This is a genomic window from Pseudomonas gingeri, assembly GCF_013386165.1.
In the GTDB taxonomy this organism is placed as follows: Bacteria; Pseudomonadota; Gammaproteobacteria; order Pseudomonadales; family Pseudomonadaceae; genus Aquipseudomonas; species Aquipseudomonas gingeri_C.
On the sequence record NZ_JACAOS010000019.1, the window covers coordinates 41,970 to 68,126 of the forward strand.

General features: G+C 62.3%; 27 protein-coding genes. 12 read left to right on the plus strand and 15 right to left on the minus strand.

The window, feature by feature from the left end; all coding sequences use genetic code 11:
- Nucleotides 1–49: 49 nt before the first annotated feature.
- The 5 genes from HX866_RS24655 to HX866_RS24675 form a co-directional block, all read right to left on the minus strand.
- Nucleotides 50–2,287, minus strand: coding sequence for a GGDEF domain-containing protein (locus HX866_RS24655; protein ID WP_177140575.1), 2,238 nt, complete (start codon nt 2,285–2,287; stop codon nt 50–52).
- A gap of 17 nt (nt 2,288–2,304) precedes the next feature.
- Nucleotides 2,305–3,165, minus strand: a complete 861-nt coding sequence (locus tag HX866_RS24660; protein ID WP_371318781.1) for an endonuclease/exonuclease/phosphatase family protein — start codon at nt 3,163–3,165, stop codon at nt 2,305–2,307.
- A gap of 10 nt (nt 3,166–3,175) precedes the next feature.
- The gene (locus HX866_RS24665) at nt 3,176–3,820 is read right to left on the minus strand and encodes a thiol:disulfide interchange protein DsbA/DsbL (RefSeq protein ID WP_177093773.1); all 645 of its coding nucleotides are present in this window, start codon (nt 3,818–3,820) and stop codon (nt 3,176–3,178) included.
- Nucleotides 3,821–4,027: 207 nt separating this feature from the next.
- Entirely contained in the window at nt 4,028–4,633 is a 606-nt protein-coding gene (locus tag HX866_RS24670; RefSeq protein ID WP_121135769.1) for a c-type cytochrome, read from the minus strand.
- A 45-nt stretch (nt 4,634–4,678) separates the two neighbouring features.
- Entirely contained in the window at nt 4,679–4,969 is a 291-nt protein-coding gene (locus HX866_RS24675) for a c-type cytochrome (RefSeq protein ID WP_121135768.1), read from the minus strand.
- Between the two features lie 189 nt (nt 4,970–5,158).
- On the opposite strand from HX866_RS24675, the gene yihA reads away from it, so the two are divergent.
- A complete protein-coding gene (yihA, locus tag HX866_RS24680; RefSeq protein ID WP_177101197.1) occupies nt 5,159–5,803 on the plus strand; it encodes a ribosome biogenesis GTP-binding protein YihA/YsxC in 645 nt (214 codons plus the stop codon).
- A gap of 445 nt (nt 5,804–6,248) precedes the next feature.
- On the opposite strand, the gene polA is transcribed toward yihA, so the two are convergent.
- Nucleotides 6,249–9,068 (minus strand): DNA polymerase I, encoded by a 2,820-nt coding sequence (gene polA, locus HX866_RS24685; protein WP_177140576.1) that lies wholly within the window; start codon nt 9,066–9,068, stop codon nt 6,249–6,251.
- 74 nt (nt 9,069–9,142) lie between these two features.
- Here polA and HX866_RS24690 point away from each other — a divergent pair, with 74 nt between their 5' ends.
- Together HX866_RS24690 and HX866_RS24695 are read left to right on the plus strand one after the other, a co-directional pair.
- A complete protein-coding gene (locus HX866_RS24690; RefSeq protein ID WP_121135765.1) occupies nt 9,143–9,433 on the plus strand; it encodes a DUF2782 domain-containing protein in 291 nt (96 codons plus the stop codon).
- A gap of 56 nt (nt 9,434–9,489) precedes the next feature.
- Nucleotides 9,490–10,440: a homoserine kinase gene (locus HX866_RS24695; RefSeq protein ID WP_177093776.1), complete on the plus strand. Its 951-nt coding sequence runs from the start codon at nt 9,490–9,492 to the stop codon at nt 10,438–10,440.
- Nucleotides 10,441–10,531: 91 nt separating this feature from the next.
- Here HX866_RS24695 and HX866_RS24700 read toward each other — a convergent pair whose 3' ends face one another.
- Nucleotides 10,532–11,452, minus strand: coding sequence for a zinc ABC transporter substrate-binding protein (locus tag HX866_RS24700; RefSeq protein WP_177093777.1), 921 nt, complete (start codon nt 11,450–11,452; stop codon nt 10,532–10,534).
- Nucleotides 11,453–11,518: 66 nt separating this feature from the next.
- Here HX866_RS24700 and zur point away from each other — a divergent pair, with 66 nt between their 5' ends.
- Genes zur through HX866_RS24720 form a run of 4 tightly spaced genes read left to right on the plus strand, consistent with a single transcriptional unit; the run spans nt 11,519 to nt 14,324 of the window.
- Nucleotides 11,519–12,001 (plus strand): zinc uptake transcriptional repressor Zur, encoded by a 483-nt coding sequence (zur, locus tag HX866_RS24705; protein WP_177093778.1) that lies wholly within the window; start codon nt 11,519–11,521, stop codon nt 11,999–12,001.
- Nucleotides 12,001–12,789: a zinc ABC transporter ATP-binding protein ZnuC gene (znuC, locus tag HX866_RS24710; RefSeq protein ID WP_177093779.1), complete on the plus strand. Its 789-nt coding sequence runs from the start codon at nt 12,001–12,003 to the stop codon at nt 12,787–12,789. Before zur ends, znuC begins: the two co-directional genes overlap by 1 nt.
- Nucleotides 12,782–13,570 (plus strand): zinc ABC transporter permease subunit ZnuB, encoded by a 789-nt coding sequence (gene znuB, locus HX866_RS24715; RefSeq protein ID WP_177093780.1) that lies wholly within the window; start codon nt 12,782–12,784, stop codon nt 13,568–13,570. The genes znuC and znuB overlap by 8 nt, the downstream gene beginning before the upstream one ends.
- Nucleotides 13,571–13,607: 37 nt before the next feature.
- A complete protein-coding gene (locus tag HX866_RS24720; protein WP_177093781.1) occupies nt 13,608–14,324 on the plus strand; it encodes a PA5502 family lipoprotein in 717 nt (238 codons plus the stop codon).
- 68 nt (nt 14,325–14,392) lie between these two features.
- On the opposite strand, the gene HX866_RS24725 is transcribed toward HX866_RS24720, so the two are convergent.
- Nucleotides 14,393–16,363 (minus strand): RICIN domain-containing protein, encoded by a 1,971-nt coding sequence (locus HX866_RS24725; protein ID WP_177140577.1) that lies wholly within the window; start codon nt 16,361–16,363, stop codon nt 14,393–14,395.
- Between the two features lie 534 nt (nt 16,364–16,897).
- Between HX866_RS24725 and HX866_RS24730 the strand changes: the two genes are divergently transcribed.
- The 3 genes from HX866_RS24730 (at nt 16,898) to HX866_RS24740 (ending at nt 19,431) form a co-directional block, all read left to right on the plus strand.
- Nucleotides 16,898–17,905, plus strand: coding sequence for a methionine ABC transporter ATP-binding protein (locus HX866_RS24730; protein ID WP_177140578.1), 1,008 nt, complete (start codon nt 16,898–16,900; stop codon nt 17,903–17,905).
- Nucleotides 17,905–18,579 carry a methionine ABC transporter permease gene (locus tag HX866_RS24735; RefSeq protein ID WP_177093784.1) on the plus strand — a complete coding sequence of 225 codons (675 nt, stop codon included), beginning with the start codon at nt 17,905–17,907 and terminating at the stop codon, nt 18,577–18,579. The genes HX866_RS24730 and HX866_RS24735 overlap by 1 nt, the downstream gene beginning before the upstream one ends.
- A 78-nt stretch (nt 18,580–18,657) precedes the next feature.
- Nucleotides 18,658–19,431, plus strand: coding sequence for a MetQ/NlpA family ABC transporter substrate-binding protein (locus tag HX866_RS24740; protein ID WP_177093785.1), 774 nt, complete (start codon nt 18,658–18,660; stop codon nt 19,429–19,431).
- 210 nt (nt 19,432–19,641) lie between these two features.
- Here the strand turns inward: HX866_RS24740 and HX866_RS24745 are convergent, their stop codons facing one another.
- Nucleotides 19,642–20,502, minus strand: coding sequence for a LysR family transcriptional regulator (locus HX866_RS24745; RefSeq protein WP_177101207.1), 861 nt, complete (start codon nt 20,500–20,502; stop codon nt 19,642–19,644).
- Nucleotides 20,503–20,609: 107 nt separating this feature from the next.
- Between HX866_RS24745 and HX866_RS24750 the strand changes: the two genes are divergently transcribed.
- Nucleotides 20,610–21,035, plus strand: coding sequence for a VOC family protein (locus tag HX866_RS24750; RefSeq protein ID WP_177093787.1), 426 nt, complete (start codon nt 20,610–20,612; stop codon nt 21,033–21,035).
- A gap of 3 nt (nt 21,036–21,038) precedes the next feature.
- Here HX866_RS24750 and HX866_RS24755 read toward each other — a convergent pair whose 3' ends face one another.
- The 5 genes from HX866_RS24755 to HX866_RS24775 are packed head-to-tail and all read right to left on the minus strand — an operon-like array spanning nt 21,039 to nt 24,947.
- The gene (locus tag HX866_RS24755) at nt 21,039–21,674 is read right to left on the minus strand and encodes an SCO family protein (protein ID WP_177140579.1); all 636 of its coding nucleotides are present in this window, start codon (nt 21,672–21,674) and stop codon (nt 21,039–21,041) included.
- Nucleotides 21,671–22,570, minus strand: coding sequence for a heme o synthase (gene cyoE, locus HX866_RS24760; RefSeq protein WP_177093789.1), 900 nt, complete (start codon nt 22,568–22,570; stop codon nt 21,671–21,673). Before cyoE ends, HX866_RS24755 begins: the two co-directional genes overlap by 4 nt.
- Nucleotides 22,558–23,637 (minus strand): COX15/CtaA family protein, encoded by a 1,080-nt coding sequence (locus tag HX866_RS24765; RefSeq protein ID WP_177140580.1) that lies wholly within the window; start codon nt 23,635–23,637, stop codon nt 22,558–22,560. Before HX866_RS24765 ends, cyoE begins: the two co-directional genes overlap by 13 nt.
- A gap of 10 nt (nt 23,638–23,647) precedes the next feature.
- A complete protein-coding gene (locus tag HX866_RS24770; protein WP_177140581.1) occupies nt 23,648–24,235 on the minus strand; it encodes a hypothetical protein in 588 nt (195 codons plus the stop codon).
- Nucleotides 24,201–24,947 carry an SURF1 family protein gene (locus HX866_RS24775; protein WP_177093792.1) on the minus strand — a complete coding sequence of 249 codons (747 nt, stop codon included), beginning with the start codon at nt 24,945–24,947 and terminating at the stop codon, nt 24,201–24,203. Before HX866_RS24775 ends, HX866_RS24770 begins: the two co-directional genes overlap by 35 nt.
- Nucleotides 24,948–25,018: 71 nt before the next feature.
- Between HX866_RS24775 and HX866_RS24780 the strand changes: the two genes are divergently transcribed.
- Nucleotides 25,019–25,222, plus strand: a complete 204-nt coding sequence (locus HX866_RS24780) for a twin transmembrane helix small protein (RefSeq protein ID WP_177093793.1) — start codon at nt 25,019–25,021, stop codon at nt 25,220–25,222.
- A 20-nt stretch (nt 25,223–25,242) separates the two neighbouring features.
- Here the strand turns inward: HX866_RS24780 and HX866_RS24785 are convergent, their stop codons facing one another.
- A complete protein-coding gene (locus tag HX866_RS24785) occupies nt 25,243–26,133 on the minus strand; it encodes a cytochrome c oxidase subunit 3 (protein ID WP_177125414.1) in 891 nt (296 codons plus the stop codon).
- Nucleotides 26,134–26,157: the final 24 nt, after the last annotated feature.

A 26,157-nucleotide genomic window follows, 5' to 3' on the forward strand; every position in this document is an offset into this window, starting at 1 on the left:
CGTACTGGCAGGCACAGCAACGGCCAAGCTCTGTTACCTGATGCAACCCTCAGCCTTGTTCGATGCGGTTACGCCCGGCATTCTTGGCCCGGTAAAGCGCCTCATCGGCTCTTTTCAACGCATGGTCGCTACGCTCTCCGCTCCTGAACGCCGACAGGCCGACCGATACCGTAATCGTCACGCGCTCGCCCTTGAAGTGAAACGGGCAGGCCGCGATGGCCGCGCGCAAGCCCTCGACCAACTTGAGCCCCGCCGTGACCGAGGTATTGGGCACCAGCAGGACAAACTCCTCGCCGCCGAAACGGGCAATGAAGTCGCCGGGGCGCAGGCGCTTGCGCAGCTCGCCGGCAATGATCTTCAACACCTTGTCGCCGGCCAGATGGCCGTAGTTGTCGTTGATCCGTTTGAAATGGTCGAGATCAAGCATGGCGATCAGCAGACTATTGCCCCGCTGCTGCCACTGCTCCATCTCCTGCTCCAGCCGCTCGCTCCAGGCCGCACGATTGGGCAGGCCAGTCAGCGGGTCGACCAGGGCTTTCTGGCGCTGCTCCTCAAGGTGATCACGATAGACCTGGGCCTCCTGCTCCATATGCGCCACCCGTTCGGCCAGGCTTTGCAGGCGCACGGCGACTTCCTGTTCGCGGATCGCACGTTGCTGCTGGTGCTGGTCCATGGTGCCCAGCAAGCCTTCGAGGCGGTTTTCCAGGATGTGCTTGAGGCTGTCCAGGTCCGCGGCGTCCTGCACGCTGCTTTGCAGACTATCGACATGCTCGCGCAATTGGCTGTGTAGTTCGTTCGCCGCCGTACGCCCTTCGGCGTGGCCAGCACTGGCCGCCTGCAGGTTGCTCTGGAATGACTCCAGGCGTTCGTTGAGTTGCTTGAGGTAGATCTGGAAGTCGTGTTGCCCGCTGTCGTTGATCGCCAGCATCAACACCGCCAGGTCATCGAGGATCGGCAGCAGTTCGTACCAGTTCAGCCCATGTTCGAGGCGATGACGCATGGCTTCGGCATGGGCCTGGTGACGCTCGGGCAGGGTCAGGTCATTGAGCAGGCCCAACAACGTCGACTCGATATGTTCGGCCACCGAGCTGTAGGACGGCTCCGGGGATTCGGGCAAGGCAAACAGCACATCCGGCTCGGGGTATTCCGGGTCGACGGCGGCCAGCGCTTCGGCCATCACCGGCGGTAACGGCAGGCTGTCGATAAACACCGCAGGTGCGGGATGCAGCACTGGGACTAGCACTTCAGGCGGTGCGGCTGCCTCGACGACAGGCACAGGCACGACGTTGGGCTCGTTGGGCTCGGCCGCCGCAACCGGCGACGGCGGTTGGCCATCCGCGCTCGCCGGGGCCGCGGGCGGCGCTTCGAGCACCGGCTTGGCGACGGCTGCCGATGACTCCGGCGGTATAACCGACGGCACATAGGCCACCGCCTCGACCGGTTTGGCCGCGAGCACCGGCTCGGGCTCAGCCGCAGGTAGCAGCGGCGCTTCGGGCTCGACTGACACGACGGCCTCGACCGGGGCCACAGGGGCGGGCGGCGCGGCGACAGTGGCAGTTACGGGCGCAGGTGCTGCGGATGCGGTGGGTGCAGCAGGTGCTGCGGGAGCAGGTGCAGGTGCAGGTGCAGGTGCAGGTGCAGGTGCAGGTGCAGGTGCAGCCTCCGACACCTCGACCTCGGGTTCACGCGCCACGGGTTCGGCAGCGTGGGCAGGAATCTCCTGGGCCCCGGAGGGCTGACCCGGTGCTTCCGGCGCGTTTTCCTTGCCACCGAACAGCCGTTGCAACAGACCGGGGCGGCCCGGCTCGGCCGGATGCTCAAGCTGCGTCAACGCCTTGCCCTGCAGGCCACTGAGTTCGCTGAGCAGCAAGGGGATTTCCCGCACCTGACCGGCACGCCCCTCAAGCTGTTTGGCGAAGTTCTTCAGCGGCCGCCGGACTTCACGGGGCAGCGGCAAGGATTGCAGTTGGGTCACCAGCGCGCTCAACGCGGTGCTCACCTGTTCGGCACGGGTCTCACGGCGCTGTTCGGAGTCAAGCACGGCCTTTTCCAGGCGGGGCAACAGGGCCGCCAGGGCTGCGTCCATATCGTCGCTGCGGACGATATCGCGCATTTCCTTCATGCACTGGTCAACTGCGCTGTCGGTGCCCTCGGCCGCCAGGGTACTGCGCACCAGCCCACGGCGAAGCAAGTCCAGGCGGGCGTCCCAACGACGCTCGAGCTTTTCCTGTTTTTCAATGCTTTTAAGGTATTTCTCTTTCCAGCGTTCGACTTCTTCGCTGCTCATGCCGGCGTCCGCGAGATTTAGCTACTCAAGGCCGGCAACGTATCAGAACCAATGGAGCCTGGCAGACGAATTTCGACGGCCACCGGCAAATGATCGGAAATGGGTTGGGCCAGCACCTCGACTCGCTCCAACGTCAGGCTGGGGCTGAGCAGAATGTGGTCCAGGCAACGCTGCGGACGCCAACTGGGAAAAGTGGCCTCCACCTGCGGTGCGAGCAAGCCGAGATCGCGTAAAGGCGAGTGTAGCAGCAGGTCGCTGGCATGGGTGTTCATGTCGCCCATCAGGACCTGATGCCGAAAACCGCCGATCAATTCACGGATATAGGCCAGCTGGCGGGTACGGGTGCGCGCGCCCAAAGCCAGGTGCATCATCACCACCACCAAGGCCTCCGGCCCCTCGCCAAAACGCACGAGAATGGCCCCGCGACCAGCTGGCCCCGGCAATGGGTGATCTTCGATCGCCCAGGGCCGCAAACGGCTCAGCACCCCATTGCTGTGCTGGGCCAGGCGTCCGAGGTTGCGATTGAGTTGCTGGTACCAGTAGGGAAAGGCCCCGAGCTGGGCCAGGTGCTCGACCTGGTTGACGTAGCCTGAGCGCAGGCTGCCGCCATCGGCCTCTTGAAGCGCCACCAGGTCGAAATCGGCGAGCAGGCCGCCGATCTTCTGCAGGTTGTCCGCCCGCCCGGTGTGCGGCAACAGGTGTTGCCAGCCACGGGTCAGGTAATGTCGATAGCGCTGGGTGCTGATGCCCACCTGGATATTGAAACTGAGCAGGCGCAAGCGGTTGTCCGCCGGCAGGCCGGTGCTCTCCAGGTGACGCTCGTTGACCTTGGGTTGATGCAGGCCAACGAGACGCTCCGCCCCCCAGTGCCCGATCACGGCGGCGGCCTTACTTGGCCGCCGTCGTGGCCGCTCGCTCTTTGGCGATCAACTGGTCGGCGACATTCAGCGCGGCTTCCGGACCACCGGCGGTGCCGAGGTCGAAGCGGTATTTGCCATTGACGATCATGGTCGGTACGCCGGAAATGCCGTACTGCTCAGCCAAGTCCTTGGCCTTTTTCATCTGCCCCTTGATGGCGAACGAGTTGAAGGTATCGAGGAACTTCTGCTTGTCGACGCCCTGGGTGGCGAGGAAATCGGCCATTTCTTCAGGCTGGGTCATCTTGTGGGTTTTCTGCACTTCTTCGAACACCGCCTTGTGCACACGGGCTTCCACACCCATGGCTTCCAGGGTCAGGAACATTTGCCCATGGGCGTTCCACGGGCCGCCGAAAATGGCCGGAACACGCACGAAGTTCACGTCGCTGGGCAGCTTCTCGGCCCAAGGATTGATGGTCGGTTCAAAGGCATAGCAATGCGGGCAGCCGTACCAGAAGAATTCGATCACTTCGATCTTGCCAGGGACTGAAACCTGTACTGGTTTTTCCAGCTCGACGTAGGTCTTGCCGGCCTCCAGCGGCACATCGGCGGCCTGGGCCGACATGCCGAACAGGCTGGCGGTGACGAGTGCGGCGCTGAGAATCAGATTACGCATGCTTTGCTCCTGGACATGGATAAGTCGCCTCAGACGCGACCTGTAACTCAGACAGACCGGGGCGGGCTCTAGTTCGGTAATTAGTGTAACGGCAGCGGCCACAAAAAAGGGCGGCCAAGGCCACCCTTTTATCGTTACAGCCATGGATTAATCGATCATTAACGTTGCCAAAGATGACAATCGCTCGACCCTCCGACTGTCAGAGCCTCAGTGCAGGCCCTGTACGTAGCTGGAGACGGCTTCGATATCCTTGTTGCTCATCTTCGCGGCGATGCTCTGCATGATCTTGGTATCGCCGTCGTTGGTGCGGTTGCCTTCGCGGAAGTCGGTCAGCTGCTTGGCGACGTATTGCGCATGCTGGCCGCTCAGGTGCGGGAAACCGGCGGCGGCGTTGCCCGCGCCATTGGGCGAGTGGCAACCGATGCAGGACGGCATGCCCTGGTCGAGCTTGCCACCGCGGAACAACTCTTCACCGTGGGCCACGACCTTGGGATCGGCGGCGCCGACGCTGCCTTGCTGGCTGGAAAAGTAGGCGGCGATGTCAGACAGGTCCTGATCGCTCAGGTTGGTCAGCAGACCGGTCATTTCCAGTACCGTGCGCTTGCCGGACTTGATGTCCTGCATCTGCTTGGTCAGGTAGCGCTCGCCCTGGCCGGCGAGTTTCGGAAAGTTGGGGGCCATGCTGTTGCCGTCTGGCCCGTGGCAGGCTCCGCAGACGGCGGCCTTGGCCTGACCGGCCTTGGCATCGCCAGCGGCCTGGGCCAGGCCTGTGATCCCCAGGGTCAACAGCAGACTCACGATCAGTTTGTTCATCAGCTAATCCAACTACGGCTAAGGGTTAAGAGTTATGGACCGGGCTTACTCGCTCATCCACTGGATGATGCTTCGGTAATCCTCGGTACTGCAGTCCATGCACAAACCACGCGGCGGCATCGCCTTGAAACCCTGGGTCACGTGTTGCACCAACGTCTCCATACCTTGCGCCAATCTTGGCTTCCAGGCCGCCTGGTCACCCTTTTCAGGGGCCATCGGCAGCTGTCCGGCATGGCAGGCACCACAAACACGGTTGTACACGGCCTCCGGATCCTGTGTAGCCTGCGCGCTGTAAAGCGGCATCAAGAGTCCGGCGGCCAGCAGCCATTGGGTCATAAATGACCTTCTCAGGGTTGGGGACGTCCCACGTTCTAGTGCGCGGTCTAGGTCTATCGCCCCCATGGGCCTTATCCTGTGTATGGACAAAGCACACACAAAATCTGCGGCATTATATACTGGCGCTACTGAAACGGAAATGACACTGCTGCCGCGTCCATCCCCGGCACCGCCCATATCGGAAATCCCATGCAACTCAAGAACCCCATTCTCGGCCTGTGCCAACAGTCCACCTTCATGCTCAGCGCCGCCAAAGTCGACCAGTGCCCGGACGACGAAGGTTTTGAAGTGGCCTTTGCCGGCCGTTCCAACGCCGGTAAATCCAGCGCCCTCAACACCCTGACCCATGCGAGCCTGGCGCGCACCTCGAAAACCCCGGGGCGCACACAGCTACTGAATTTCTTCAAGCTAGACGATGATCGGCGTCTGGTCGACCTGCCGGGCTACGGATATGCAAAAGTTCCGATTCCGCTGAAGCTGCACTGGCAGCGTCACCTGGAAGCGTACCTGGGTGGTCGCGAGAGCCTGAAGGGTCTGATCCTGATGATGGACATCCGCCATCCGATGACCGACTTCGACCTGTTGATGCTCGATTGGGCGGTGGCCAGCGGCATGCCGATGCACATCCTGCTGACCAAGGCCGACAAGCTGACCTACGGCGCGGCGAAAAACACCTTGCTCAAGGTGCAGGCGGAAATTCGCAAGGGCTGGGGCGATGCCATCAGCATCCAGCTGTTCTCGGCGCCGAAACGCCAGGGCCTGGAAGAGGCCTACACCGTATTGGCCGACTGGATGGAACTGGCGGACAAGGGCGCCGAGGAAGCCGCAGAATAAAGCTGCTTTTAGCTTTTGAGGCCCGACAGACGGACATAAAACTGTCTGTGGTGCGTTCAGGCAAGGCAAACGTGCGGCGTGAAAGGCGAAGTTTACTGGCTGTAAATGAGTCTTTCACGCCGCACGTTTAACACAGCATGAGCCCGCCACAGCCAGTTTTAGGGTAAAAAAAACCCCGGACTTCGTATGGGGAGGGGAAGTTCGGGGTCCAAGTTCCGAACCGCTAGGGCGGCGTCCGGAATATCTGCCAACACTTAACACAACATAGGAGCATCGAAGGGCTTCACCAGCCATTCAGTAACTCTGAGTGTGGTTTTGCCGATTTAGTTCCAAAAATTTTCAAAAACTATTTGGCATAAGTGACGGGCATCTCTGAACTAATGGCCTTTCGATAGTGCTTTACCGCGACGTCATGTCACGGCAAAACACAGCCAAAAACCGCGACTCAGTGCGCCTCATCCCAGTTGTTGCCCACGCCCACGTCCACCAGCAGCGGCACATCCAGCTGCACCGCACCGCTCATATGGACGCGGATCTGCTCGCTGACTTCCGCCACCAGGTCCTCGCGCACTTCCAGCACCAGTTCATCGTGCACCTGAAGGATGACCCGGGCATCCAGGCCGGATTCGCCGAGCCAGTTATCCACCGCCACCATGGCCTTCTTGATGATGTCCGCCGCCGTGCCCTGCATCGGCGCGTTGATCGCCGTGCGCTCGGCGCCAGCGCGCTCCTGGGGACGATTGGAGTGGATCTCCGGCAAGTACAGCCGACGCCCGAACAGGGTCTCGACATAACCCTGCTCCGAGGCCTGGCCGCGAGTGCGCTCCATGTATTCGCGAACCCCCGGATAGCGGGCGAAATACACGTCGATGTAAGCCTTGGCGGTCTTGGTGTCGACGCCGATGTCCTTGCCCAGCTTCTGCGCGCCCATGCCGTAGATCAGGCCGAAGTTGATGGCCTTGGCGCTGCGGCGCTGGTCAGACGTGACCTCGCCCAGCTCGACCTTGAACACTTCCGCCGCCGTCGCCGTGTGCACGTCGAGGTTGTGGCGGAAGGCATTGAGCAAGCCTTCGTCCTTGGACAAGTGGGCCATGATCCGCAGCTCGATCTGCGAATAGTCCGCCGCCAGCAGCTTGTAGCCTGGGGGCGCGATGAACGCCTGGCGGATCCGCCGCCCTTCGGCGGTGCGCACCGGGATGTTCTGCAGGTTCGGATCGCTGGAGGACAGCCGCCCGGTCGCCGCTACCGCCTGGTGATAGGAGGTGTGGATACGCCCGGTACGCGGGTTGATCTGCTCCGGCAGGCGATCGGTGTAGGTGCTTTTCAGCTTGCTCATGGAGCGGTACTGCATCAGTACCTTGGGCAACGGATAGTCGTCTTCGGCCAGCTTGGCCAGGACTTCCTCAGCCGTGGACGCCTGGCCCTTGCCGGTCTTCTTCAGCACCGGCAGGCCGAGCTTCTCGTAGAGGATCGCGCCCAGTTGCTTGGGCGAGCCGAGGTTGAACTCCTCGCCGGCGATCACGAAGGCTTCGCGCTCCAGCTCCACCATCTTCTTGCCCAGCTCGATGCTCTGCACCCCGAGCAAGTCGGCATCCACCAGCGCACCCTGGCGTTCGATCCGCGCCAGCACCGGCACCAGCGGCATTTCGATATCGGTCAGCACGCTGAGCAGGCTCGGCTCGGCGGCCAGTTGCTCATGCAGGGCCAGGTGCAGACGCAAGGTCACGTCGGCGTCTTCAGCGGCATACGGCCCGGCCTGCTCCAGGGGTATCTGATCGAAGGTCAGCTGCTTGGCGCCCTTGCCGGCGATGTCCTGGAAGCTGACGGTGTCGTAGTCGAGGTACTTCTTCGCCAGGCTGTCCATATCGTGCCGGGTCGCCGTGGCGTTGAGCACGTAGGATTCGAGCATGGTGTCGAAAGCGATGCCGCGCACCGTGATGCCGCACGCCGGGTCACCGCCGATGGCGCAGTTGGCGAGGATATTCATGTCGAACTTGGCGTGTTGGCCGACCTTGAGCTTTTCCGGATCTTCCAGCAACGGCTTCAAGGCCCGCAACACGCTGTCGCGGTCCAGTTGCTGCGGTACATCGAGATAGCTATGGGTCAGCGGCACATAGGCGGCTTCATTGGCTTGTACGGCGAAGGAAACACCGACCAACTGCGCCTGCTGCGCGTCGATCCCGGTAGTTTCGGTGTCGAAGGCGAAGAGTTTGGCGCCCTTGAGCTTCTCCAGCCAGGCATCGAAACGGGCCTGGTCGAGAAGGGTTTCGTACTGTGGCTCACTGGGAACTTCGGCCACCGGCGGGTTAGCGCCCGTCGATTCGGCATCGAAGAGCCCGGCGCTCTCGGCCACAGGTGCCGCAGCCGCCGCCAGCTCGATGCGCTTGGCTTCACGCTGCAACTCGTCGATCCAACTCTTGAACTCCAGCTCGGCATACAGCTCGGCGAGCTTTTCCCGGTCCGGTTCGCCCAGGTGCAGATCGTCCAGGCCGACCTCCAGCGGCACATCGACCTTGATGGTCGCCAACCGGTAGGACAGGAACGCCATGTCCTTGTGCTCGAGCAACTTGGCCGGCAAAGTCTTGGCCCCGCGAATCGGCAGGTTCGGCACCTCGTCGAGCTGCTCGTACAGTTCTTTCAAACCCCCATTGACCCCCACCAGCAAGGCCACCGCAGTTTTCTCGCCGACACCCTTGACCCCCGGAATGTTGTCGGAAGAGTCACCCATCAACGCCAGCAGGTCGATGATCTGCTCTGGAGCGACACCAAACTTCGCCTTCACGCCCTCCACGTCCATCGAGGTTTCGTTCATGGTATTGACCAGGGTAATGTGCCCGTCGACCAACTGCGCCATGTCCTTGTCACCGGTGGAAATCACCACCGGACGGTCGGCGGCCGCGCTGCTGCGGGCCAGGGTGCCGATCACATCGTCGGCTTCCACGCCTTCCACGCACAGCAACGGGAAACCCAGGGCGCGCACGCTGGCATGCAGCGGCTCGATCTGCACGCGCATGTCGTCGGGCATACTTGGGCGGTTGGCCTTGTAGTCGGCGTACATTTCATCGCGAAAGGTCCCACCCTTGGCGTCGAAGACCACCGCGAACGGGCTTTGTGGATACTGTTTACGCAGGCTTCTGAGCATGTTCAGCACGCCCTTGACCGCCCCGGTGGGCAAGCCCTTGGACGTGGTGAGCGGCGGCATCGCGTGAAAGGCGCGATACAGGTAGGAAGAACCGTCCACCAGGACGAGAGGGGCTTGGCTCATGAGTAGGATCAACCTTTTCGGCGGGTGCGGCGGTAGAATAGCCGGACCGTTGACGACAAAGGGACAAGGTTATCATGCGTAAACTCAATCGCCTGTTATTGGGCGGCCTGCTTGCACTCTCGCCGTTGGCCGTGATGGCCGCGTCGGATGCGCCGGTAGCCGAGCCAGAAGTGACGATCCACACGGAAGGGGACAAAACGATCCAGGAATACCGGCAAAATGGCTTTCTGTATGCCATAAAGGTCACCCCCAAAGGTGGCAAGCCTTACTTCCTGGTACGTGCAGACGGTACTGATGCAAACTTCATCCGCTCGGACCAACCGGATATGCTCATTCCGGCATGGAAAATCCTTGAGTGGAAGTGAGCCCCTAACTTTAATCGGCGCCGCCTTGGGCGGCGCCCGTACTGGCAGTTTTAACCATGTCTGTGTTCACCCCCCTGGCTCGGCCTGAGCTGGAAACCTTTCTCGCCCCTTACGGGCTCGGTCGTCTGCTCGACTTCCAGGGAATTGCCGCCGGCAGTGAAAACACCAACTTCTTCATCAGCCTGGAGAAGGGCGAGTACGTCCTGACCCTGGTTGAACGCGGACCGGTGCAGGAAATGCCGTTCTTCATCGAGCTGCTCGATGTCCTGCATGACGCCGACCTGCCAGTGCCCTATGCCTTGCGCACCACCGACGGCCAGGCCCTGCGCGAACTGGCCGGCAAACCGGCGTTGCTGCAACCACGACTGGCCGGCAAACACATCAAGCAGCCCAATGCCCAGCACTGCGTGCAAGTGGGCGAACTGCTCGGTCACCTGCACCTGGCGACCCGCAACAATATCCTCGAGCGCAAGACCGACCGCGGTCTGGACTGGATGCTCGAAGAAGGTGAAAAGCTCAAGTCGCACCTGGACGACGAAGCCCGTGGCCTGCTGCAAGCGGCGCTGGAGGAGATCGGCCGGTACAAGGCGCAGATCCTCGCGCTGCCCCGGGCCAACCTGCATGCCGACCTGTTCCGCGACAACGCGATGTTCGAAGGCACCCACCTGACCGGGTTGATCGACTTCTACAACGCCTGTTCCGGGCCGATGCTCTACGACGTGGCGATTGCCTTGAATGACTGGTGTGCGGATGACGCCGGGGTGCTCGATGGGCAACGGGCGCGGGCGCTGCTGGGGGCTTATGCCGGCCTTCGGCCGTTTACGGCTGGCGAGGCCGAGTTGTGGCCGACCCTGTTGCGGGTAGCTTGCGTACGCTTCTGGCTGTCACGCCTGATTGCCGCCGAGTCCTTTGCCGGGCAGGACGTGCTGATTCACGATCCGATGGAGTTCCAGATTCGCCTGGCACAGCGCCAGCAGGTCAGCATTCAGTTGCCGTTCGCAATGTAGGAGCGAGCTTGCTCGCGATGGTAGTCCAGACGCCGCGGGGCATCAGGTTCCCCCGCGTTATCGTTGACGGCCATCGCGAGCAAGCTCGCTCTTACAAGTGCTCCAGGCACCCGGCCAGATCATTGCCGAGCTTCTCCAGCACCTGCTCATACCCATGAGCCGTCGCCGGCGTGTAGCCACCCAGGCCATCCAACTCGGCCAGCTTCACCGGCAAACCGCTCACCAGGGTTTCCGCCAGCCGTGGCCGCAACGGCGGCTCACTGAACACACAGGTCTTGCCCACTTCCTGCAAACGCGTCCGCATCGCTGCCACATGCTGGGCGCCCGGCTGCACTTCGGCGGCCACGCTGAACACGCCGGTGTGCTTGAGCCCGTAGGCGTCCTCGAAGTAGTCGAAGGCCTCGTGGAAGACAAAGTATGGCTTGTCCGCAACACCCGCCACCCGCGCCTTCAACCGTGCATCCAGGGCATCGAGCCGCCCATCGAAAGCCTTCGCGTTGCTCTGGTAACGCCCGGCGTTGGCCGGATCCGCCGCACTCAGGTCCGCGGCCATGCGCGCGGCAATCACCCGGGCATTCACCGTCGACAGCCACAGGTGCGCATCCAGCGTGCCCGGACGATGATCGTGGTCATGTTCGTCGGCATCTTCGGCATGGGAGTGGCTATCTTCGGCAAATCGACGCAGCTTCATCCCCGGCAGATCCTGCACCGCCACGGTCGGTAAGCTGCGGCCCTTGAGCACTCGGGGCAGGAAGCTTTCCATGTCCGGGCCGATCCAGTAGAGCAGGTCCACCGACTGCACCTTGCGCACATCGGACGGCCGCAATGCGTAGTTGTGCGGCGAAGCACCCGGCGGCAGCAGCACCTCGGGGGTGTCCACGCCCTCCTGCACAGCAGCGGCAATCAACTGGAGAGGCTTGATGCTGGTCAGCACGCTGACCTGCGCCTGAACCGGGGAAATCACTAGCAAACTGGCACTGATGGCGACAAAAAAGGCAAAAAGACGGGGCACGATGAACACTCAAGGTGGCAGGAACAGGTAACATAATAACGTCTCTCACAAATGCCGTCGCCGCTCATGCCCAAAACCCCTCTCGCCAGTCGTCCCCATGATCACTCCCATTGCGTGCACAGCGCGCTGTCCGACGCCGATGCCCTGTGCGCACGCCAGGGCCTGCGCCTGACCGCCTTGCGGCGGCGAGTGCTCGAGCTGGTCTGGCAGAGCCACAAGCCGCTGGGCGCCTATGACATCCTCGCCGTGCTGAGCGAGCAGGACGGCCGCCGCGCCGCGCCGCCGACCGTCTACCGCGCCCTGGACTTCCTGCTGGACAACGGCCTGGTCCATCGCATCGCCTCGCTCAACGCTTTTGTCGGCTGCAACCACCCGGAACACGCCCACCAGGGCCAGTTCCTGATCTGCCGCCAGTGCCACGCCGCCATCGAGCTGGAGCAGAAGTCCATCAGCGACGCCATCATCAACAGCGCCCGGGATGTCGGCTTTGCCGTCGAGGCCCAGACCGTCGAAGTGATCGGGCTCTGCTCGGGTTGCCAGGGGGCCTGATGAGCACCGCGCTGATTCGCCTCGAGCAGGTAGGGGTGACCTTTGCCGGGCAGAACGTGCTCGACAATATCCACCTGAGCGTCGAACCCGGGCAGATCGTCACCCTGATCGGCCCCAACGGTGCCGGCAAGACCACCCTGGTGCGCGCTGTGCTCGGGCTGCTCAAGCCGGATCGCGGCAGTGTCTGGCGCAAGCCGAAGCTGCGGGTCGGCTACATGCCGCAGAAACTCCATGTCGACCCGACCCTGCCGCTGTCGGTGCTGCGCTTCCTGCGCCTGGTGCCGGGTGTCGACCGCGCGCGCGCCCTGGCGGCCCTGGGCGAAGTCGGCGCCGAACAGGTGATCGACAGCCCGGTGCAAAGCATCTCCGGCGGCGAAATGCAGCGGGTGCTGCTGGCTCGCGCCCTGCTGCGCGAACCACAACTGCTGGTGCTCGACGAGCCGGTGCAAGGCGTCGACGTCGCCGGCCAGGCCGAGCTCTACAGCCTGATTACCCGCCTGCGCGATCGCCACGGCTGCGGCGTGCTGATGGTCTCCCACGACCTGCACCTGGTGATGAGCACCACCGACCAGGTGGTCTGCCTCAACCGCCACGTCTGCTGCTCCGGTCACCCTGAACAAGTCAGCGGCGACCCGGCCTTCGTCGAGCTGTTCGGGCAGAACGCCCAGAGCCTGGCGATCTATCACCATCACCATGACCACGCCCACGATCTGCACGGCGCCGTGGTCAGCGAAGAGGCCCCGGCGGCCCATACCCACGTTCACGGAGAAAGCTGCAAGCATGGCTGATTTTCTGCTCTACGCCTTGCTGGCAGGCTTGGCCCTGGCCCTGGTGGCCGGCCCGTTGGGTTCGTTCGTGGTCTGGCGACGCATGGCCTATTTCGGCGACACCCTGTCCCATGCGGCGCTGCTCGGCGTGGCCCTGGGCTTTCTGCTGGACGTCAGCCCGACCCTGGCGGTGACCGTCGGCTGCCTGCTGCTGGCGGTGCTGCTGGTGACCCTGCAACAGCGCCAGCCCCTGGCCTCCGATACCCTGCTGGGGATTCTCGCGCCCAGCACCTTGTCCCTCGGGCTGGTGGTACTAAGCTTCATGCATGAAGTGCGCATCGACCTGATGGGTTACCTGTTCGGCGACCTGCTGGCCATCAGCACCGGCGACCTTTACTGGATCCTCGGCGGCAGCGCGGCGGTGCTGGTGCTGCTGATCAGCCTCTGGCGGCCGTTGCTGGCCATCACCGTGCATGAAGAGCTGGCCACCGTCGAAGGCCTGCCGGTCGCGTCGTTGCGCCTGGCGCTGATGCTGTTGATCGCCGTGGTGATCGCGGTGGCGATGAAGATCGTCGGTGTACTGCTGATCACTTCCTTGCTGATCATCCCGGCCGCCGCCGCCCAGCGGCACGCCCGTTCGCCGGAGCAGATGGCCCTGGGTGCCAGCCTGCTCGGCATGCTCGCGGTGTGCGGTGGCCTGGCGCTGTCCTGGTTCAAGGACACCCCGGCGGGGCCGTCCATCGTGGTCACGGCCGCCGGCCTGTTTCTGCTGAGTTTTGTCCTGCCCCGCAGAGGGGTGTAGACTTGCTCGTTTTTTGCGCAATTAGAGAGTCGCAGGAATGAAGCCGTTCGCCTCCCGTTATCTGCTCCTTGTCGCATTTTCCCTGCTGCTGGGCGCCTGCCAGAGCACCCCGCCGGTGGACACCACAGTGCCCGACGCCCGGGTGGCGGCCATTGCCGCGCTGGAGCAGAGCATCAACAGTAATGAACTGGCCACCGCCGAGGACCAGTTGGGTGCCTTGCAGACGCAGTCGCCGGATGATCCCCAGTGGGTGACCTACCAGCGGCAGCTGGCCGAAGCCTATCTGCAACGCAGCCAGATCGTGCTGCAAAAAGGCGACGTCAATGCCGCCGCCACCGCCCTGAGCCGGGCCCGGGCGCTGATGCCCAAGGCACCGGCCCTGACCGGCGGGGTCAATGGCGCGATTGCCCAGGCACGTAAAGCCGAGCTGGAAAAAGCCGAGGCCGCGCTCAAGGCCGCCGAAGCCAAGCCGGCGGCACGCTTGATCGATCCGAGTGCCGAGAGCAGCACGATCGCCCTGAACATCCAGGACGTTGCGCAACTGCGCAAACAGATGGATGCACTGGCGGCAGACGTGGTCAATTACCAGTGCACGGTGACGTTCCAGGTGCCACGCACCCAGGATTACCCATGGCTGGCGACCTTGCTGGAAAAGCGCGTGAAGAAGCTTGATGCCGATTTTGCGCTGAAGATCGACAAGCAGATCGATCGGCAGGTGAAGGCCCAGGTGGTCTTGACGCCGCGCAAGCCGTAAAGCCTGCGCCCGCCGCTTGCAGTCACCATGACCTCAAGCGGCGAGCAAAACCTCATCCGAACCGACGCTTACAGCCCATCACGAAGTATTTCGATACGCCACCGCTGACGGGCATCGACAGGGTTCCTGTAGGTCGCGACCCAGTCCGGGCTGATCTGCGGTGACACGCCATTTTCGTTGGGCATGACATCACCCGCCGAAGGCGCTCCGGGGTAACTGGCCCAAGGGATATTGAACCGGTTGAAGGCATTGACCGGCACATCGTCGAAGGCCATCGCGCCGTTCGGTTTTGCCGAGGGCAGCGTCCCCTGGACAAACAGCCGCCAGTCCAGATCATAGAGCGAATGAATCCTGTCCGCGCGCCACTCCCATTGCTGGCGATTGTCGATACGGCAGGTTTCAGTCAGCAGCGCACCGGAGCGCTCCTGCAACGTCAGGCATTTTCCGGACCCGCGGTTGACATAACGACTTTCCGAATCCAGTCCCCACAGATGGCTTTTTTGCTGTGCGTTGCACGCGGCAAGCGTCACCGTGCTCCCCGACTCGACCAGGCAACTTCCCGCACCGTCCTGGGAGCGGATGAGCACCGACATCTCTCGCGTCAGGTAAGGGCTCGATAAATCCAGGACAAACTCACTGTTATAGCCATAGCTGACCAACTCGCTGCGTTTCCTGATCTGGGTCCGATCCCGCCACCATTCATCCACCTGCAGGTCATAACCGCCACCGACTATCACTTTCGCATCGCCGCTGTAACTGCCTGGCAACGCCCAGACACTGTAGGTTTCCAGACTGGCTTGGCGCATCATCGGCGTCATGCGGCTCTCTGTCAGAATCGGCCCGTTCGCGGTGACTCGGTCAATCAACGCACTTCTGAGACGTGGGGCGATGGGGGCTTCCCAAAGCGCACCCTGGTTATTCGACGAGGCCAACAACGAGTAGTCTTTGAAGCTGGTGGCCAGGGTCTTGCTATTGCTGTGCTCATAACTGGCACCCAGGCTGAAAGGGGATTTGGCAACGTAGGTGGCCTTGTCCGACGCTCCGGGCCCGAACTCGGCACCCACCGAACCACCGATGATGAACCCACGGGTCTGTGTCTCGCTGTAGCTGAACTCCGTTCGACCATCACTCGGGGGAGCAAATTTCACCAGCGCCGGGCCGACGCCGGCGGCCTCGACCCGATGACTCGCCCGGTAGGTATGGGGCAGGTAGGAGGCCCAGAGATTTCTGACGCCGGGTATCGGTGTGACAATGCCATTTCTCGCCGACTTAATCGTCGTCGGCTTAGCTTTGACAATAATGAATTTCTTGTCTTGGGCACGCTGGGCACTTCTGATGATCTCGATATTGGCCAATGTCGAGACTTCACCTCTCGGCCCCGTTCGAGACAAGTTGAACGTCAGGCTCGGTACAGCATTAAAGTTTGAAACCTGGGCTTGCGCCGGAACGCTGGCATATTGATGTTCCGTAGTTGCTGCTACGCCGTCTTCCGCCTCGTCGACCGAATGCCCGTCTTGCCCGGACTGCCACGCCACCACCTGCTGTTCGAGTGCGGAAACTTGCTCCTGCGTGCTCAAGTCATCGAAACCATGGACCTCTATCAATGAGTTGTTTTTTCGGTAAAACAGCGTATATCGCGAGGAACCGGAGATACCAAACAACGCGGCGACCTGGCTCTTCGACTGCGCATTCTCATTGTCCATTTTCAGCAAAATGGGCATTTGCTCGGCAAACAGCTGACCGACCTTGGCCTGAGCGTTTTCATCCTGCATAACGGCCGCGATATCCAGATAAGCCAAGGCAATATGTGTTCGTTGCCGCTCTATCTCCTCGGGCTCCAGGGCATCCGCCATCAGGCGTGACCAGGCGTCAAAAGTCTCCGGAAGCGCTTGTGCGGATGGAGGGCCGAACATCAGCAGTTTTTGCGAAGCGATAAGACTTGGGGTATCCGACGAACCCGTCGAACTATAACTGGCGGTTGCGGCATGATGAATCGATAGGGCAAGCAAGCCCACAACCATGGTCTTGAGTGGTTTCAATGCGATCACCTTATTTATTGTTTCCAAACTTATCGGAAACACGGAAATTCCGTGTCAAACAAATAAAACGACTAAGGCCATCCATTGCTTTCCGGCTAAATACTCAATTCACAAATTTCAACCAAGAAACTTGCAACACCCGAAGCCAACAACACCTTCGGGAGCCGGATTAGTTAAAAGCCTACTTGAACAAAAACAACAAGTCTCGGGAAAAGCCGATTCAAAATATGAATGCCCGAGAGCCTGATTGGATCCAGGCAACATAGAAAACCCTGAACTTAAAATTAACGAAACCTCCTACGCAACACACTAAAACCGATGTAATCCGGTTGATGATTGTTAATTGGAAAACTGCCAGCCAGCAGCACCATCGCGCTATACCCACGTTCGACGCGACGACCACCACTGATCGAGATATGCCCAAATTGAAGGTAGAATGCGAAATAAATGCTAAGACGTCCTATACGGACAAGCTAAAATGCGCGCCCGGCTAACCGCTGACCTTTTTCCATTGCGCCCCACAAGGTTCGCTACGTGATCGAGTTTCATAACGTCCATAAAACCTACCGGGTCGCCGGTAAGGATATTCCCGCCCTGCACCCCACCAACCTGCGGGTTGAGAACGGCCAGGTGTTTGGCCTGATCGGCCATTCCGGTGCGGGAAAAAGTACCCTGCTGCGTCTGATCAATCGCCTGGAAGCCCCCAGCGGCGGCCAGATCATCGTCGACGGCGAAGAGGTCACGGCGCTCGACGCCAATGGCCTGCGGCGTTTCCGCCAACAGGTCGGGATGATCTTCCAGCACTTCAACCTGCTGGCATCCAAGACCGTCGCCGACAACGTCGCGCTGCCGCTGACCCTGGCCGGCGAGCTGTCGCGTCGCGAGATCGACCAACGCGTCGCCGAACTCTTGCAGCGCGTCGGCCTGTCCGACCACGCGAAGAAGTACCCGGCCCAGCTGTCCGGTGGGCAAAAGCAGCGCGTCGGCATCGCCCGCGCCCTGGCGACCAAGCCCAAGATCCTGCTGTGCGACGAAGCCACCAGCGCCCTCGACCCGCAAACCACTGCGTCGGTCCTGCAACTGCTGGCCGAGATCAATCGCGAGCTGAAGCTGACCATCGTGCTGATCACCCATGAAATGGACGTGATCCGCCGGGTCTGCGACGTGGTCGGGGTGATGGATGCCGGCGTGATCGTCGAGCAGGGTCCGGTGGCGCAGGTGTTCCTGCACCCCAAGCACCCGACCACCCGCCGCTTCGTCCAGGAAGACGAGCAGGTCAACGAGAGCGAGCAACGCGACGACTTCGCCCATGTACCGGGCCGCATCGTGCGCCTGACCTTCCAGGGCGACGCCACCTACGCGCCGCTGCTGGGCACCGTCGCCCGTGAAACCGGCGTCGACTACAGCATCCTGGCCGGTCGCATCGACCGCATCAAGGACACCCCTTATGGGCAACTGACGCTCGCCATCACCGGCGGCGACATGGACGCGGCCTTCGCGCGCTTCAGCGCCGCGGACGTCCATATGGAGGTACTGCGCTGATGGACCTGTTTCTGAGTTTCTTCGCCAACATCGACTGGTCGGATATCTGGGAAGCCACCGGCGACACCATGCTGATGCTCGGCACCTCGCTGGTGTTCACCATCCTGCTCGGCCTGCCGCTGGGGATCCTGTTGTTCCTCTGCAGCCCGCGCCAGTTGCTGGAGCAGAAGGCGACCTACGCGATCCTGGCCTTCGTGGTGAACGTGGTGCGCTCGCTGCCGTTCATCATCCTGCTGATCGTGATGATTCCGTTCACCGTGCTCCTCACCGGCACCTCCCTGGGCGTCGCCGGGGCCATTCCGCCACTGGTCATCGGCGCCGCGCCGTTCTTTGCGCGGCTGGTGGAAACCGCACTGCGCGAGGTCGACCGGGGCATTATCGAAGCCACCCAGGCGATGGGCGCAACCACCCGCCAGATCATTCTCAATGCGCTGCTGCCGGAAGCCCGCCCGGGTATTCTCGCGGCGGTTACCGTGACCGCGATTACCCTGGTGAGCTATACCGCCATGGCCGGCGTGGTCGGCGCCGGCGGTCTCGGCGACCTGGCGATCCGCTATGGTTACCAGCGCTTCCAGACCGATGTGATGGTGGTCACGGTGATCATGCTGATCGTCCTGGTACAAGTGCTGCAGACCATCGGCGACCGGCTGGTGGTGCATTTTTCCCGCAAGTAAAATCCGCTTTTGCAACTGAATCAGCCGGCCCCAGGCCGGCAGGCGCCGGAATCGGCGCCCTTCACATGGAGTCGTTCGATGAAAAAACTGATCGCTGCCTTTGCCGCCGTTGCGGCCTTCTCGGCCCACGCCGCAGAAACCCTGACCGTGGCCGCTACGCCGGTTCCCCACGCGGAAATCCTCGAGTTCGTCAAACCGGTCCTGGCCAAAGAAGGCGTGGACCTGAAGGTCAAGGTCTTCACCGACTACGTGCAACCGAACGTGCAAGTCTCCGAGAAGCACCTGGACGCCAACTTTTTCCAGCACCAGCCGTACCTGGATGAGTTCAACAAGGCCAAGGGCACTCACCTGGTCGGCGTTGCCGGCGTGCACATCGAACCGCTGGGCGCCTACTCCAGCAAGTACAAGAAACTCGCCGACCTGCCGGGCGGCGCCAACGTGGTGATCCCGAACGACGCCACCAACGGCGGCCGTGCCCTGTTGCTGCTGCAGAAAGCCGGTCTGATCAAGTTGAAGGATGCCACTAACATCCTCTCGACGCCGAAAGACATCGTCGAGAACACCAAGGACCTGAAGATCCGCGAACTGGAAGCCGCCACCCTGCCGCGCGTGCTGACCCAGGTCGACCTGGCCCTGATCAACACCAACTACGCCCTGGAAGCCAAGCTGGACCCGGCCAAGGACGCGTTGATCATCGAAGGCAGCGATTCGCCGTACGTGAACATCCTGGTGGCCCGTCCGGACAACAAGGACTCGGACGCCATGCAGAAGCTGGTTGCGGCGCTGCACAGCCCTGAAGTGAAAGCCTTCATCCTCGAGAAGTACAAGGGCGCGATCGTTCCGGCGTTCTAAGCCACGGGGCGTTACCCGTCAGCGAAGGAAGTTTCAACTTGTGGCGAGCGGGCTTGCCCGCGCTGGGGTGCGAAGCGCCCCTAAAACCGGCGAACGCGGTGTGTCAGGTAGAACACGGTGATCGGTTTTACGACTGCTGCGCAGTCGAACGCGGGCAAGCCCGCTCGCCACAAGACCGCGCTCGGCTTTAAATTTCCTGACTGACTGGCGCTACAGCGGTTGGCGCAAGCACTCCAGCAAACAATCCAGCGCCGGCTGCCGCTGGGCACGCCGCAACACCGCGATCAACTGCCGTTCAAAGGTCAGTTCACCCAACTCGATCACCCGCAACTGATCCGCCCGCTGCAACCACAGTCCCGCCCGGGGCAACAGCGACACCCCCAGCCCGCACTCCACCATCCGCGCAATGGCTTCGAGCTCATCCAGCTCCAACGCATCGCGTACCTGTATCCGTTGCTCGCGCAGAAACTGACTGACCAGGCGCCCACCGAACGACGTCCGGTCATAACGCACGAACGGCTGCTCGGCGAGCAATTGCAGCGGGTCATCCCCCGGCAAATTCAGCGGCGCAATCAGCACGAAGGGCTCGCTGGCCAGGGGAATCTCCAGCAACTCCTTGGGCAGCTCGAACGGCGGCTTGATCAACAGCGCCAGGTCCAGCTCACCGGCGTCCACCTGGCCCAACAGATTTAGGGAGACGCCCGGTACCAGCTTCAACTCCACCCGTGGCGCCGCCTGGCGAAAACGTGGCAAGGCCTGGGGCAACAAGCCGGTCTGCACCGTGGCAATCGCGCCGATACGCAACTCACCCTGCCACTCGGCGGCCGTCGTCGACAGGGCCATCTGCCCGTATAACGCGAGGATCTGCTCAGCCAGGGGCAATGCATGGCGACCCGCCGCATTCAGCACCGCGGCCCGCCCGCTACGGTCGAACAGGCGCACCCCGAGGTTCTGCTCCAGCACGCGCATTTGCGCACTGACCGCCGACTGGGTCAGCCCCACCTGCTGGCCGGCGGCGACAAAGGTGCCTTCGCGGGCAACCCGGATAAAGGTCTTGAGTTCACGGAGCATCAGGCTTATCCAGCAAAAATAGTCGGGCTCGAGAGCAAGAATATGCGCTTTTCAACAAAATAATCATCGCTAAACTGAAAGCACTTTCCCCCAGCCTGGTATCCGACATGGCGCTTTCACCGTTTCACTTGGCAATCCCGGTCCATGACCTGGCTGCGGCCCGACATTTCTATGGTGATGTTTTTGCCTGCCCGGAAGGACGCAGCAGCGATCACTGGGTGGACTTCGACTTTTTCGGTCACCAGTTGGTTATTCACTACCAGGCCAGGACGGCGGCCCAGGAACAGGCGCTGAGCAACCCGGTGGACGGCCACGACGTGCCGGTGCCGCATTTCGGCGTGGTGCTGGAATGGGACACCTGGGAAGCGCTGGCGGAACGCTTGAAGGCGAAGGGCACCGCGTTCGTGATCGAACCCTACGTGCGCTTCAAGGGCCAGGTGGGCGAACAGGCCACCATGTTCCTGTTCGACCCCTGCGGCAATGCCCTGGAGTTCAAGGCATTCAAGGACATCGGGCAGATGTTTGCCAAGTAGCCGCTACTTGCGCTTGAGCAAATCCGGCAACTGCGCCACCAGCTTCTGATTGTTCAACGGCGCACGGATAAAACCGCGCTGGGTGCCGTCCGGCCCGACTATCGCCAGGTTGCCGCTATGGTCGACCGTGTAGTTGGGCTTGCTGGTGTCAGCAGGAATAAACGGAATGCTCAGGGCATTGGCGACCTTCTGCAGATCCTCGATCGAACCCGCCGTCAGCCCGCGGAAATCCGGATCGAAATACCCCAGGTACTGTTTGAGCTGCTGCGGCGTATCGCGGTTCGGGTCGACGCTGACCAGGATCACCTGCATCTGGCCCACCACGTCCTTGGGCAATTCACTCTTGATCTGACGCAACTGGGCGAGGGTGGTCGGGCAGATGTCCGGGCAGAAGGTGTAGCCGAAGAACAGCAGGCTCCACTTGCCCTTGAGCTCGTCGACCTGCACCGGCTGGCCGTTCTGGTCGGTCATCTTCACCCCGGGCAACGAACGGCTCTGGGGCAGCAGGATAATCCCCGCATCGATCATCGCCGTCGGCTCGCCCTGGCGCTGGTTGTTCAACACTTTATTGACCGTCAAGCCCAGGACCAGGGCCACCACGGCGACGAGAATAAAAACGGTTTTCTGAACTCGAGTCATAGATTCAACAATAGGTAGTGATCGACAAGCAGCGCGATAAACAGCAGGAACAAGTAGTAGATAGAGTACTTGAAGGTGTTGATCGCCGCATGCGGCTGACTGCCACGGTACAGCACCCACGCCCAGTGCAGGAAGCGCGCGCCCAGTAACGTGGCACAGACCAGATAGAGTGGCCCACTCATGTGGATCACGAACGGCAGCAGGCTGACCGCCAGCAGGACACAGGTGTAGAGCAGGATATGCACCTTGGTGTAATGCTCGCCATGGGTCACCGGCAGCATCGGGATATCCGCCTTGGCGTACTCTTCCTTGCGATGGATGGCCAAAGCCCAGAAGTGCGGCGGGGTCCAGGCAAAGATGATCAGCACCAGCAACAGCGGTTCGGCGCTGACATGGCCGGTGGCCGCGACCCAGCCGAGCAAGGGCGGTGCCGCCCCGGCCAGCCCGCCAATGACGATGTTCTGCGGCGTCGCGCGCTTGAGAAAGCCGGTGTAGATCACCGCGTAACCGAGCAGCGAGGCCAGGGTCAGCCAGGCCGTCAGCGGGTTGGTGAAGCCCAGCAGCAAGGCCTGCCCGAGCAGCGCGAGGACCAGCGCGAAACCCAGCGCCGCCGCCGGCGATACCCGTCCCTGGGCCAGCGGACGGTTGTGGGTGCGGGCCATCAACGCATCGATGCGCCGATCCACCACATGGTTGACCACCGCCGCGCCGCCGGCACACAGGCCGATGCCCAGGTTGCCGAACACCAGCACGGTCCAGGGCACCCCGGCACGGGTCGCGAGAAACATGCCCACCAGCGAGGTGATCAGCATCAACACCACCACCTTGGGCTTGGTCAGTTCCAGGTAGTCGCGCCACAGGGCCTGGGCCTGACGCTCACCGATTACAGTCGCCACGGCAGTTCTCCCTTGATCGTGATGGGCGCATGGACCGCTTTGATCGGACTCAGGCGCCAGCGTGCCGGTGCTTGCCTGCGCACCCGGACCAGCGCGGTACGCGCGTGGTAGTTGACCAGCACCAGCGTCAGCAGCAACGCTGCGCCGCCGGCGTTGTGTGCCACCGCTACCGGCAGCGGCAGATGAAAGTAGACATTGCTCAAGCCCAGGCTGATCTGCGCCGCCAGCGCCAGCAACAGCAGACCGGCAAGCCGGGTCATGCCCACCGCCCGCAGTTGCCAGGCCAACCCCAGCAACACCAGGGTCACCAACAGCGCGCCGACACGATGGGTCAGATGAACCGCCGTGCGCGCATCACTGTCGAGCTGGCCGCCCAGGTAGTTGGGGCCGATATGCTGGGTCAGGTGAAAACCGTTGGCGAAATCCGCGTTCGGCCACCATTGCCCGTGACAGGTCGGCAGGTCGATACAGGCCACCGCCGCATAATTGGAGCTGACCCAGCCGCCAAGGGCGATCTGCAGGATCACCAGCAGCAGCCCGGCCGTGGCCCAGCGCTGCAAGCGCCGTGGCACCGCCAGCGCCGGTAGCACGCCGGACAGGCGCAAGGTCAGCAGGAACAGCAGGCTCAAGGTGGCAAAGCCGCCGAGCAGATGCGCGGTCACCACCTGGGGCCAGAGTTTGAGGGTCACCGTCCACATGCCGAAGGCCGCCTGGGCGAAGACCACCCCCAGCAGGAACAGCGGCAATTTCAGCGGTTGCCCATCACGCCGACGCTCATGCCAGGAGCGCGCCGCCAGCAACACGATCAGCAAGCCCAGGGTCCCGGCGAAGTAGCGGTGGATCATCTCGTTCCAGCCCTTGTGGGCTTGCACCGGGGTATCGGGAAAATGCAGCTCGGCATGGGCCAGTTGGGCTTCGCTCTTGGGCACGCTGATAAAGCCGTAGCAACCCGGCCAGTCGGGGCAACCCAGGCCGGCGTGGGTCAGGCGGGTGTAGGCGCCCAGCAGGACGACGATCAGCGCCAACACCGTGGCAAACAAAGCAAGGCGAAATCCAGGTTTGGCCATGACGATGCCCTCAGCCGATATTCGACAGTTTCAGCAGTTGCACCAGGTCGTTGAGCAAGTCCTTGCCATTGACCCCGGCGTCATAACGCAGCACCAGGTTGCCGTGGGGATCGACGATCCACAGTTGCGCCGCGCCGTTGCCCTTGGCCTCCCGGTTATAGGCCGCGAGCTCCAGCGGATAGCGCTGCAACCGCGGGTATTCACGCTTGAGCTTGGCGTCGTAGCTCGTCTCCACGGGTTGCGCCGTCGCCAGGGCATGGCTGGCCCGGGACGCCTCGCGACCGAGGGCGATCTGCACCTGCCGCGCCAGATAGACCAGTTGCTGGCAGTCCGCGGTACAGTCTCCTGGCGCCGTCACCAGCATCTGCCAACGTTGCTCGTCGGTCTGCACCCCCAGGTCTGCGCGGCTTTCCCCGTTGCCGATCAGCTCGCCGTGATAACTGCGGCTCTCCGGCACCCAGAACTGCAACTTGTACATCCCGGTGGCGAGGACCATCGGGCCGATCACCACCAGCAGGATCATGATCAGTTGCCAGCGCCCGCGGCCACGCCGTGGCGGGGCTTCAGCTGTGTTCAGTGGATTCATGGCCGCTCCCATGGTGTTTCTCCCTTGCGTTATGCCATCCGAGGTAGAGATAAAGGCCGAACAGCGCCAGTGCCATGGCGAACCACTGCACCGCATAGGCCACATGCTTTTCCGGCCCCATGCCTTCGGAGACCACCGGCCAGCCGGCCTCGTAGGCCGCCGGCCCGGACTCCTGGCGCAGCTCGTAGTTGAAACCCGTGCGCCCCAGTTCCGCCCAGAGCTTGTCCGGTTCGACCACGGTCACCAGCCGTGGCCAGCGCGCATTGGCCGGGTCGGCGCCCAACTGGAACGTCGCGCCAGGCGAGACATACACCCAGGCGCCGATCTCCAGCCGTTGCGTTGGGGTACTGAACACCGGCGGCGTGCGCCGATCCGGCCAGGGCAACCAGCCCCGGTTGACCAGCAACCACAGGCCGCTGGACTCATCGTGGAACGGCTGCAACAGCTCCACGCCGACCCGGTCGTCGCGCATGCGGTTATCCAGCAGATAGCTGTGTTCGGCGTCGAACTGACCACTGAGCCGCACCCGCCGGAACGCCGGATCGGGCATCGCTTTCAATTGCTCGCCGGCCACCGGTTCAGAGGTCCGCCGCTGGGCATGGTTCTCCAGCAGCACGCGCTTCTGCTCGCTGCGGCTCAGCTGCCAGAAACCCAGGCAGACCAGCAACGGCAGCAACACGAGCACCACCAGCGTCGGCGCGATGCCCGGCTGAAAGCGCCTCATGGCCGCACCCCGATGGCCGCTATCCCACTCGCTATACTCAATTGCATGCGCATCTCCCCCGGAGTCTCACCATGTTGAAAGCGGCGATTGTCCTGATGCTGTTGGCCACGGTGGCCAGCCTGTTCAGCGGCCTGTTCTTCCTGGTGAAGGACGACGCGAACTCCAAGCGCCTGGTCCATGCCCTGACGGTTCGGGTCGGGCTTGCCGTGATCACCCTGGCCTTGATCAGTTGGGGCTTTTTCAGCGGCCAACTGGTGTCCTCGGCCCCCTGGTAAAGCCCTGGGGCCGGCAAGGCTCAGAGCACGTAGACGAAAACGAACAGGCCGATCCAGACCACGTCGACGAAGTGCCAATACCAACTGGCCGCTTCGAAGCCGAACTGATGCTCGGCATTGAAGTGCCCGCGCATCACCCGCATCAGCATGACGAACAGGATCAGGGTGCCGATGGTCACGTGGGCACCGTGGAAACCGGTGAGCATGAAGAAGGTCGCGCCGTAGATCCCCGAACCCAGGGTCAGCCCCAGCTCGTGATAGGCATGCATGTATTCCTTGGCCTGAAAGCTCAGGAACGCGATCCCCAACAGCACGGTGATCGCCAGCCAGATTTTCAGGGCACCACGATGGCCGTTCTTCAAGGCATGGTGGGCGATGGTCACGGTGACGCTGGAACTGACCAGCAACACGGTATTGAGCAGCGGCAAGCCCCAGGGACTGATGGTTTCCTTGGGCCCGGGAAAGAGTTTCGGATCGGGGTTGTGCAGCAATGGCCAGGCGTTCTGGAAGTTCGGCCAGAGCAGGTGGGCGATGCCCTTCGCGCCACCGTCACCGGCCAGCCATGGCACCGACAGGTTGCGCACATAGAACAGCGCGCCGAAGAAGGCGATAAAGAACATCACCTCGGAAAAGATGAACCAGCTCATGCCCCAGCGGAACGAACGGTCCATCTGCGGGCTGTAGAGCCCGGCGCGACTTTCCTTGATCACCGTGCCGAACCAGCCAAAGAGCATATAGGCCAGCAGCAGTCCGCCGACGAAGAAAATCAGCGGACCGTGGGATTCCGGGCGCGCCGCCTTCAGGTCGTTGAACCAGGTGCCCAGGCCGAACATGGTGGTCAGCATGCCCGCCGTGGCAATGATCGGCCACTTGCTCTGGGCCGGTACGTAATAGTGCTCATGAATCGCCATTTATTGTTCTCCTTATCGGGCACG

Excerpts from the sequence above, each read along its gene's own strand:
- HX866_RS24670 (WP_121135769.1), bottom strand. The coding sequence starts at position 4,633 with ATGAACAAACTGATCGTGAGTCTGCTGTTGACCCTGGGGATCACAGGC.
- HX866_RS24765 (WP_177140580.1), bottom strand. The coding sequence starts at position 23,637 with ATGGCCAAACCTGGATTTCGCCTTGCTTTGTTTGCCACGGTGTTGGCG.
- HX866_RS24655 (WP_177140575.1), bottom strand. The coding sequence starts at position 2,287 with ATGAGCAGCGAAGAAGTCGAACGCTGGAAAGAGAAATACCTTAAAAGC.
- znuB (WP_177093780.1), top strand. The coding sequence starts at position 12,782 with ATGGCTGATTTTCTGCTCTACGCCTTGCTGGCAGGCTTGGCCCTGGCC.
- HX866_RS24720 (WP_177093781.1), top strand. The coding sequence starts at position 13,608 with ATGAAGCCGTTCGCCTCCCGTTATCTGCTCCTTGTCGCATTTTCCCTG.
- polA (WP_177140576.1), bottom strand. The coding sequence starts at position 9,068 with ATGAGCCAAGCCCCTCTCGTCCTGGTGGACGGTTCTTCCTACCTGTAT.
- HX866_RS24740 (WP_177093785.1), top strand. The coding sequence starts at position 18,658 with ATGAAAAAACTGATCGCTGCCTTTGCCGCCGTTGCGGCCTTCTCGGCC.
- HX866_RS24675 (WP_121135768.1), bottom strand. The coding sequence starts at position 4,969 with ATGACCCAATGGCTGCTGGCCGCCGGACTCTTGATGCCGCTTTACAGC.
- HX866_RS24770 (WP_177140581.1), bottom strand. The coding sequence starts at position 24,235 with ATGGGAGCGGCCATGAATCCACTGAACACAGCTGAAGCCCCGCCACGG.
- HX866_RS24780 (WP_177093793.1), top strand. The coding sequence starts at position 25,019 with ATGTTGAAAGCGGCGATTGTCCTGATGCTGTTGGCCACGGTGGCCAGC.
- HX866_RS24775 (WP_177093792.1), bottom strand. The coding sequence starts at position 24,947 with ATGAGGCGCTTTCAGCCGGGCATCGCGCCGACGCTGGTGGTGCTCGTG.
- znuC (WP_177093779.1), top strand. The coding sequence starts at position 12,001 with ATGAGCACCGCGCTGATTCGCCTCGAGCAGGTAGGGGTGACCTTTGCC.
- yihA (WP_177101197.1), top strand. The coding sequence starts at position 5,159 with ATGCAACTCAAGAACCCCATTCTCGGCCTGTGCCAACAGTCCACCTTC.
- HX866_RS24785 (WP_177125414.1), bottom strand. The coding sequence starts at position 26,133 with ATGGCGATTCATGAGCACTATTACGTACCGGCCCAGAGCAAGTGGCCG.
- HX866_RS24755 (WP_177140579.1), bottom strand. The coding sequence starts at position 21,674 with ATGACTCGAGTTCAGAAAACCGTTTTTATTCTCGTCGCCGTGGTGGCC.
- HX866_RS24690 (WP_121135765.1), top strand. The coding sequence starts at position 9,143 with ATGCGTAAACTCAATCGCCTGTTATTGGGCGGCCTGCTTGCACTCTCG.
- HX866_RS24695 (WP_177093776.1), top strand. The coding sequence starts at position 9,490 with ATGTCTGTGTTCACCCCCCTGGCTCGGCCTGAGCTGGAAACCTTTCTC.
- zur (WP_177093778.1), top strand. The coding sequence starts at position 11,519 with ATGCCCAAAACCCCTCTCGCCAGTCGTCCCCATGATCACTCCCATTGC.
- HX866_RS24750 (WP_177093787.1), top strand. The coding sequence starts at position 20,610 with ATGGCGCTTTCACCGTTTCACTTGGCAATCCCGGTCCATGACCTGGCT.
- HX866_RS24745 (WP_177101207.1), bottom strand. The coding sequence starts at position 20,502 with ATGCTCCGTGAACTCAAGACCTTTATCCGGGTTGCCCGCGAAGGCACC.
- HX866_RS24665 (WP_177093773.1), bottom strand. The coding sequence starts at position 3,820 with ATGCGTAATCTGATTCTCAGCGCCGCACTCGTCACCGCCAGCCTGTTC.
- HX866_RS24735 (WP_177093784.1), top strand. The coding sequence starts at position 17,905 with ATGGACCTGTTTCTGAGTTTCTTCGCCAACATCGACTGGTCGGATATC.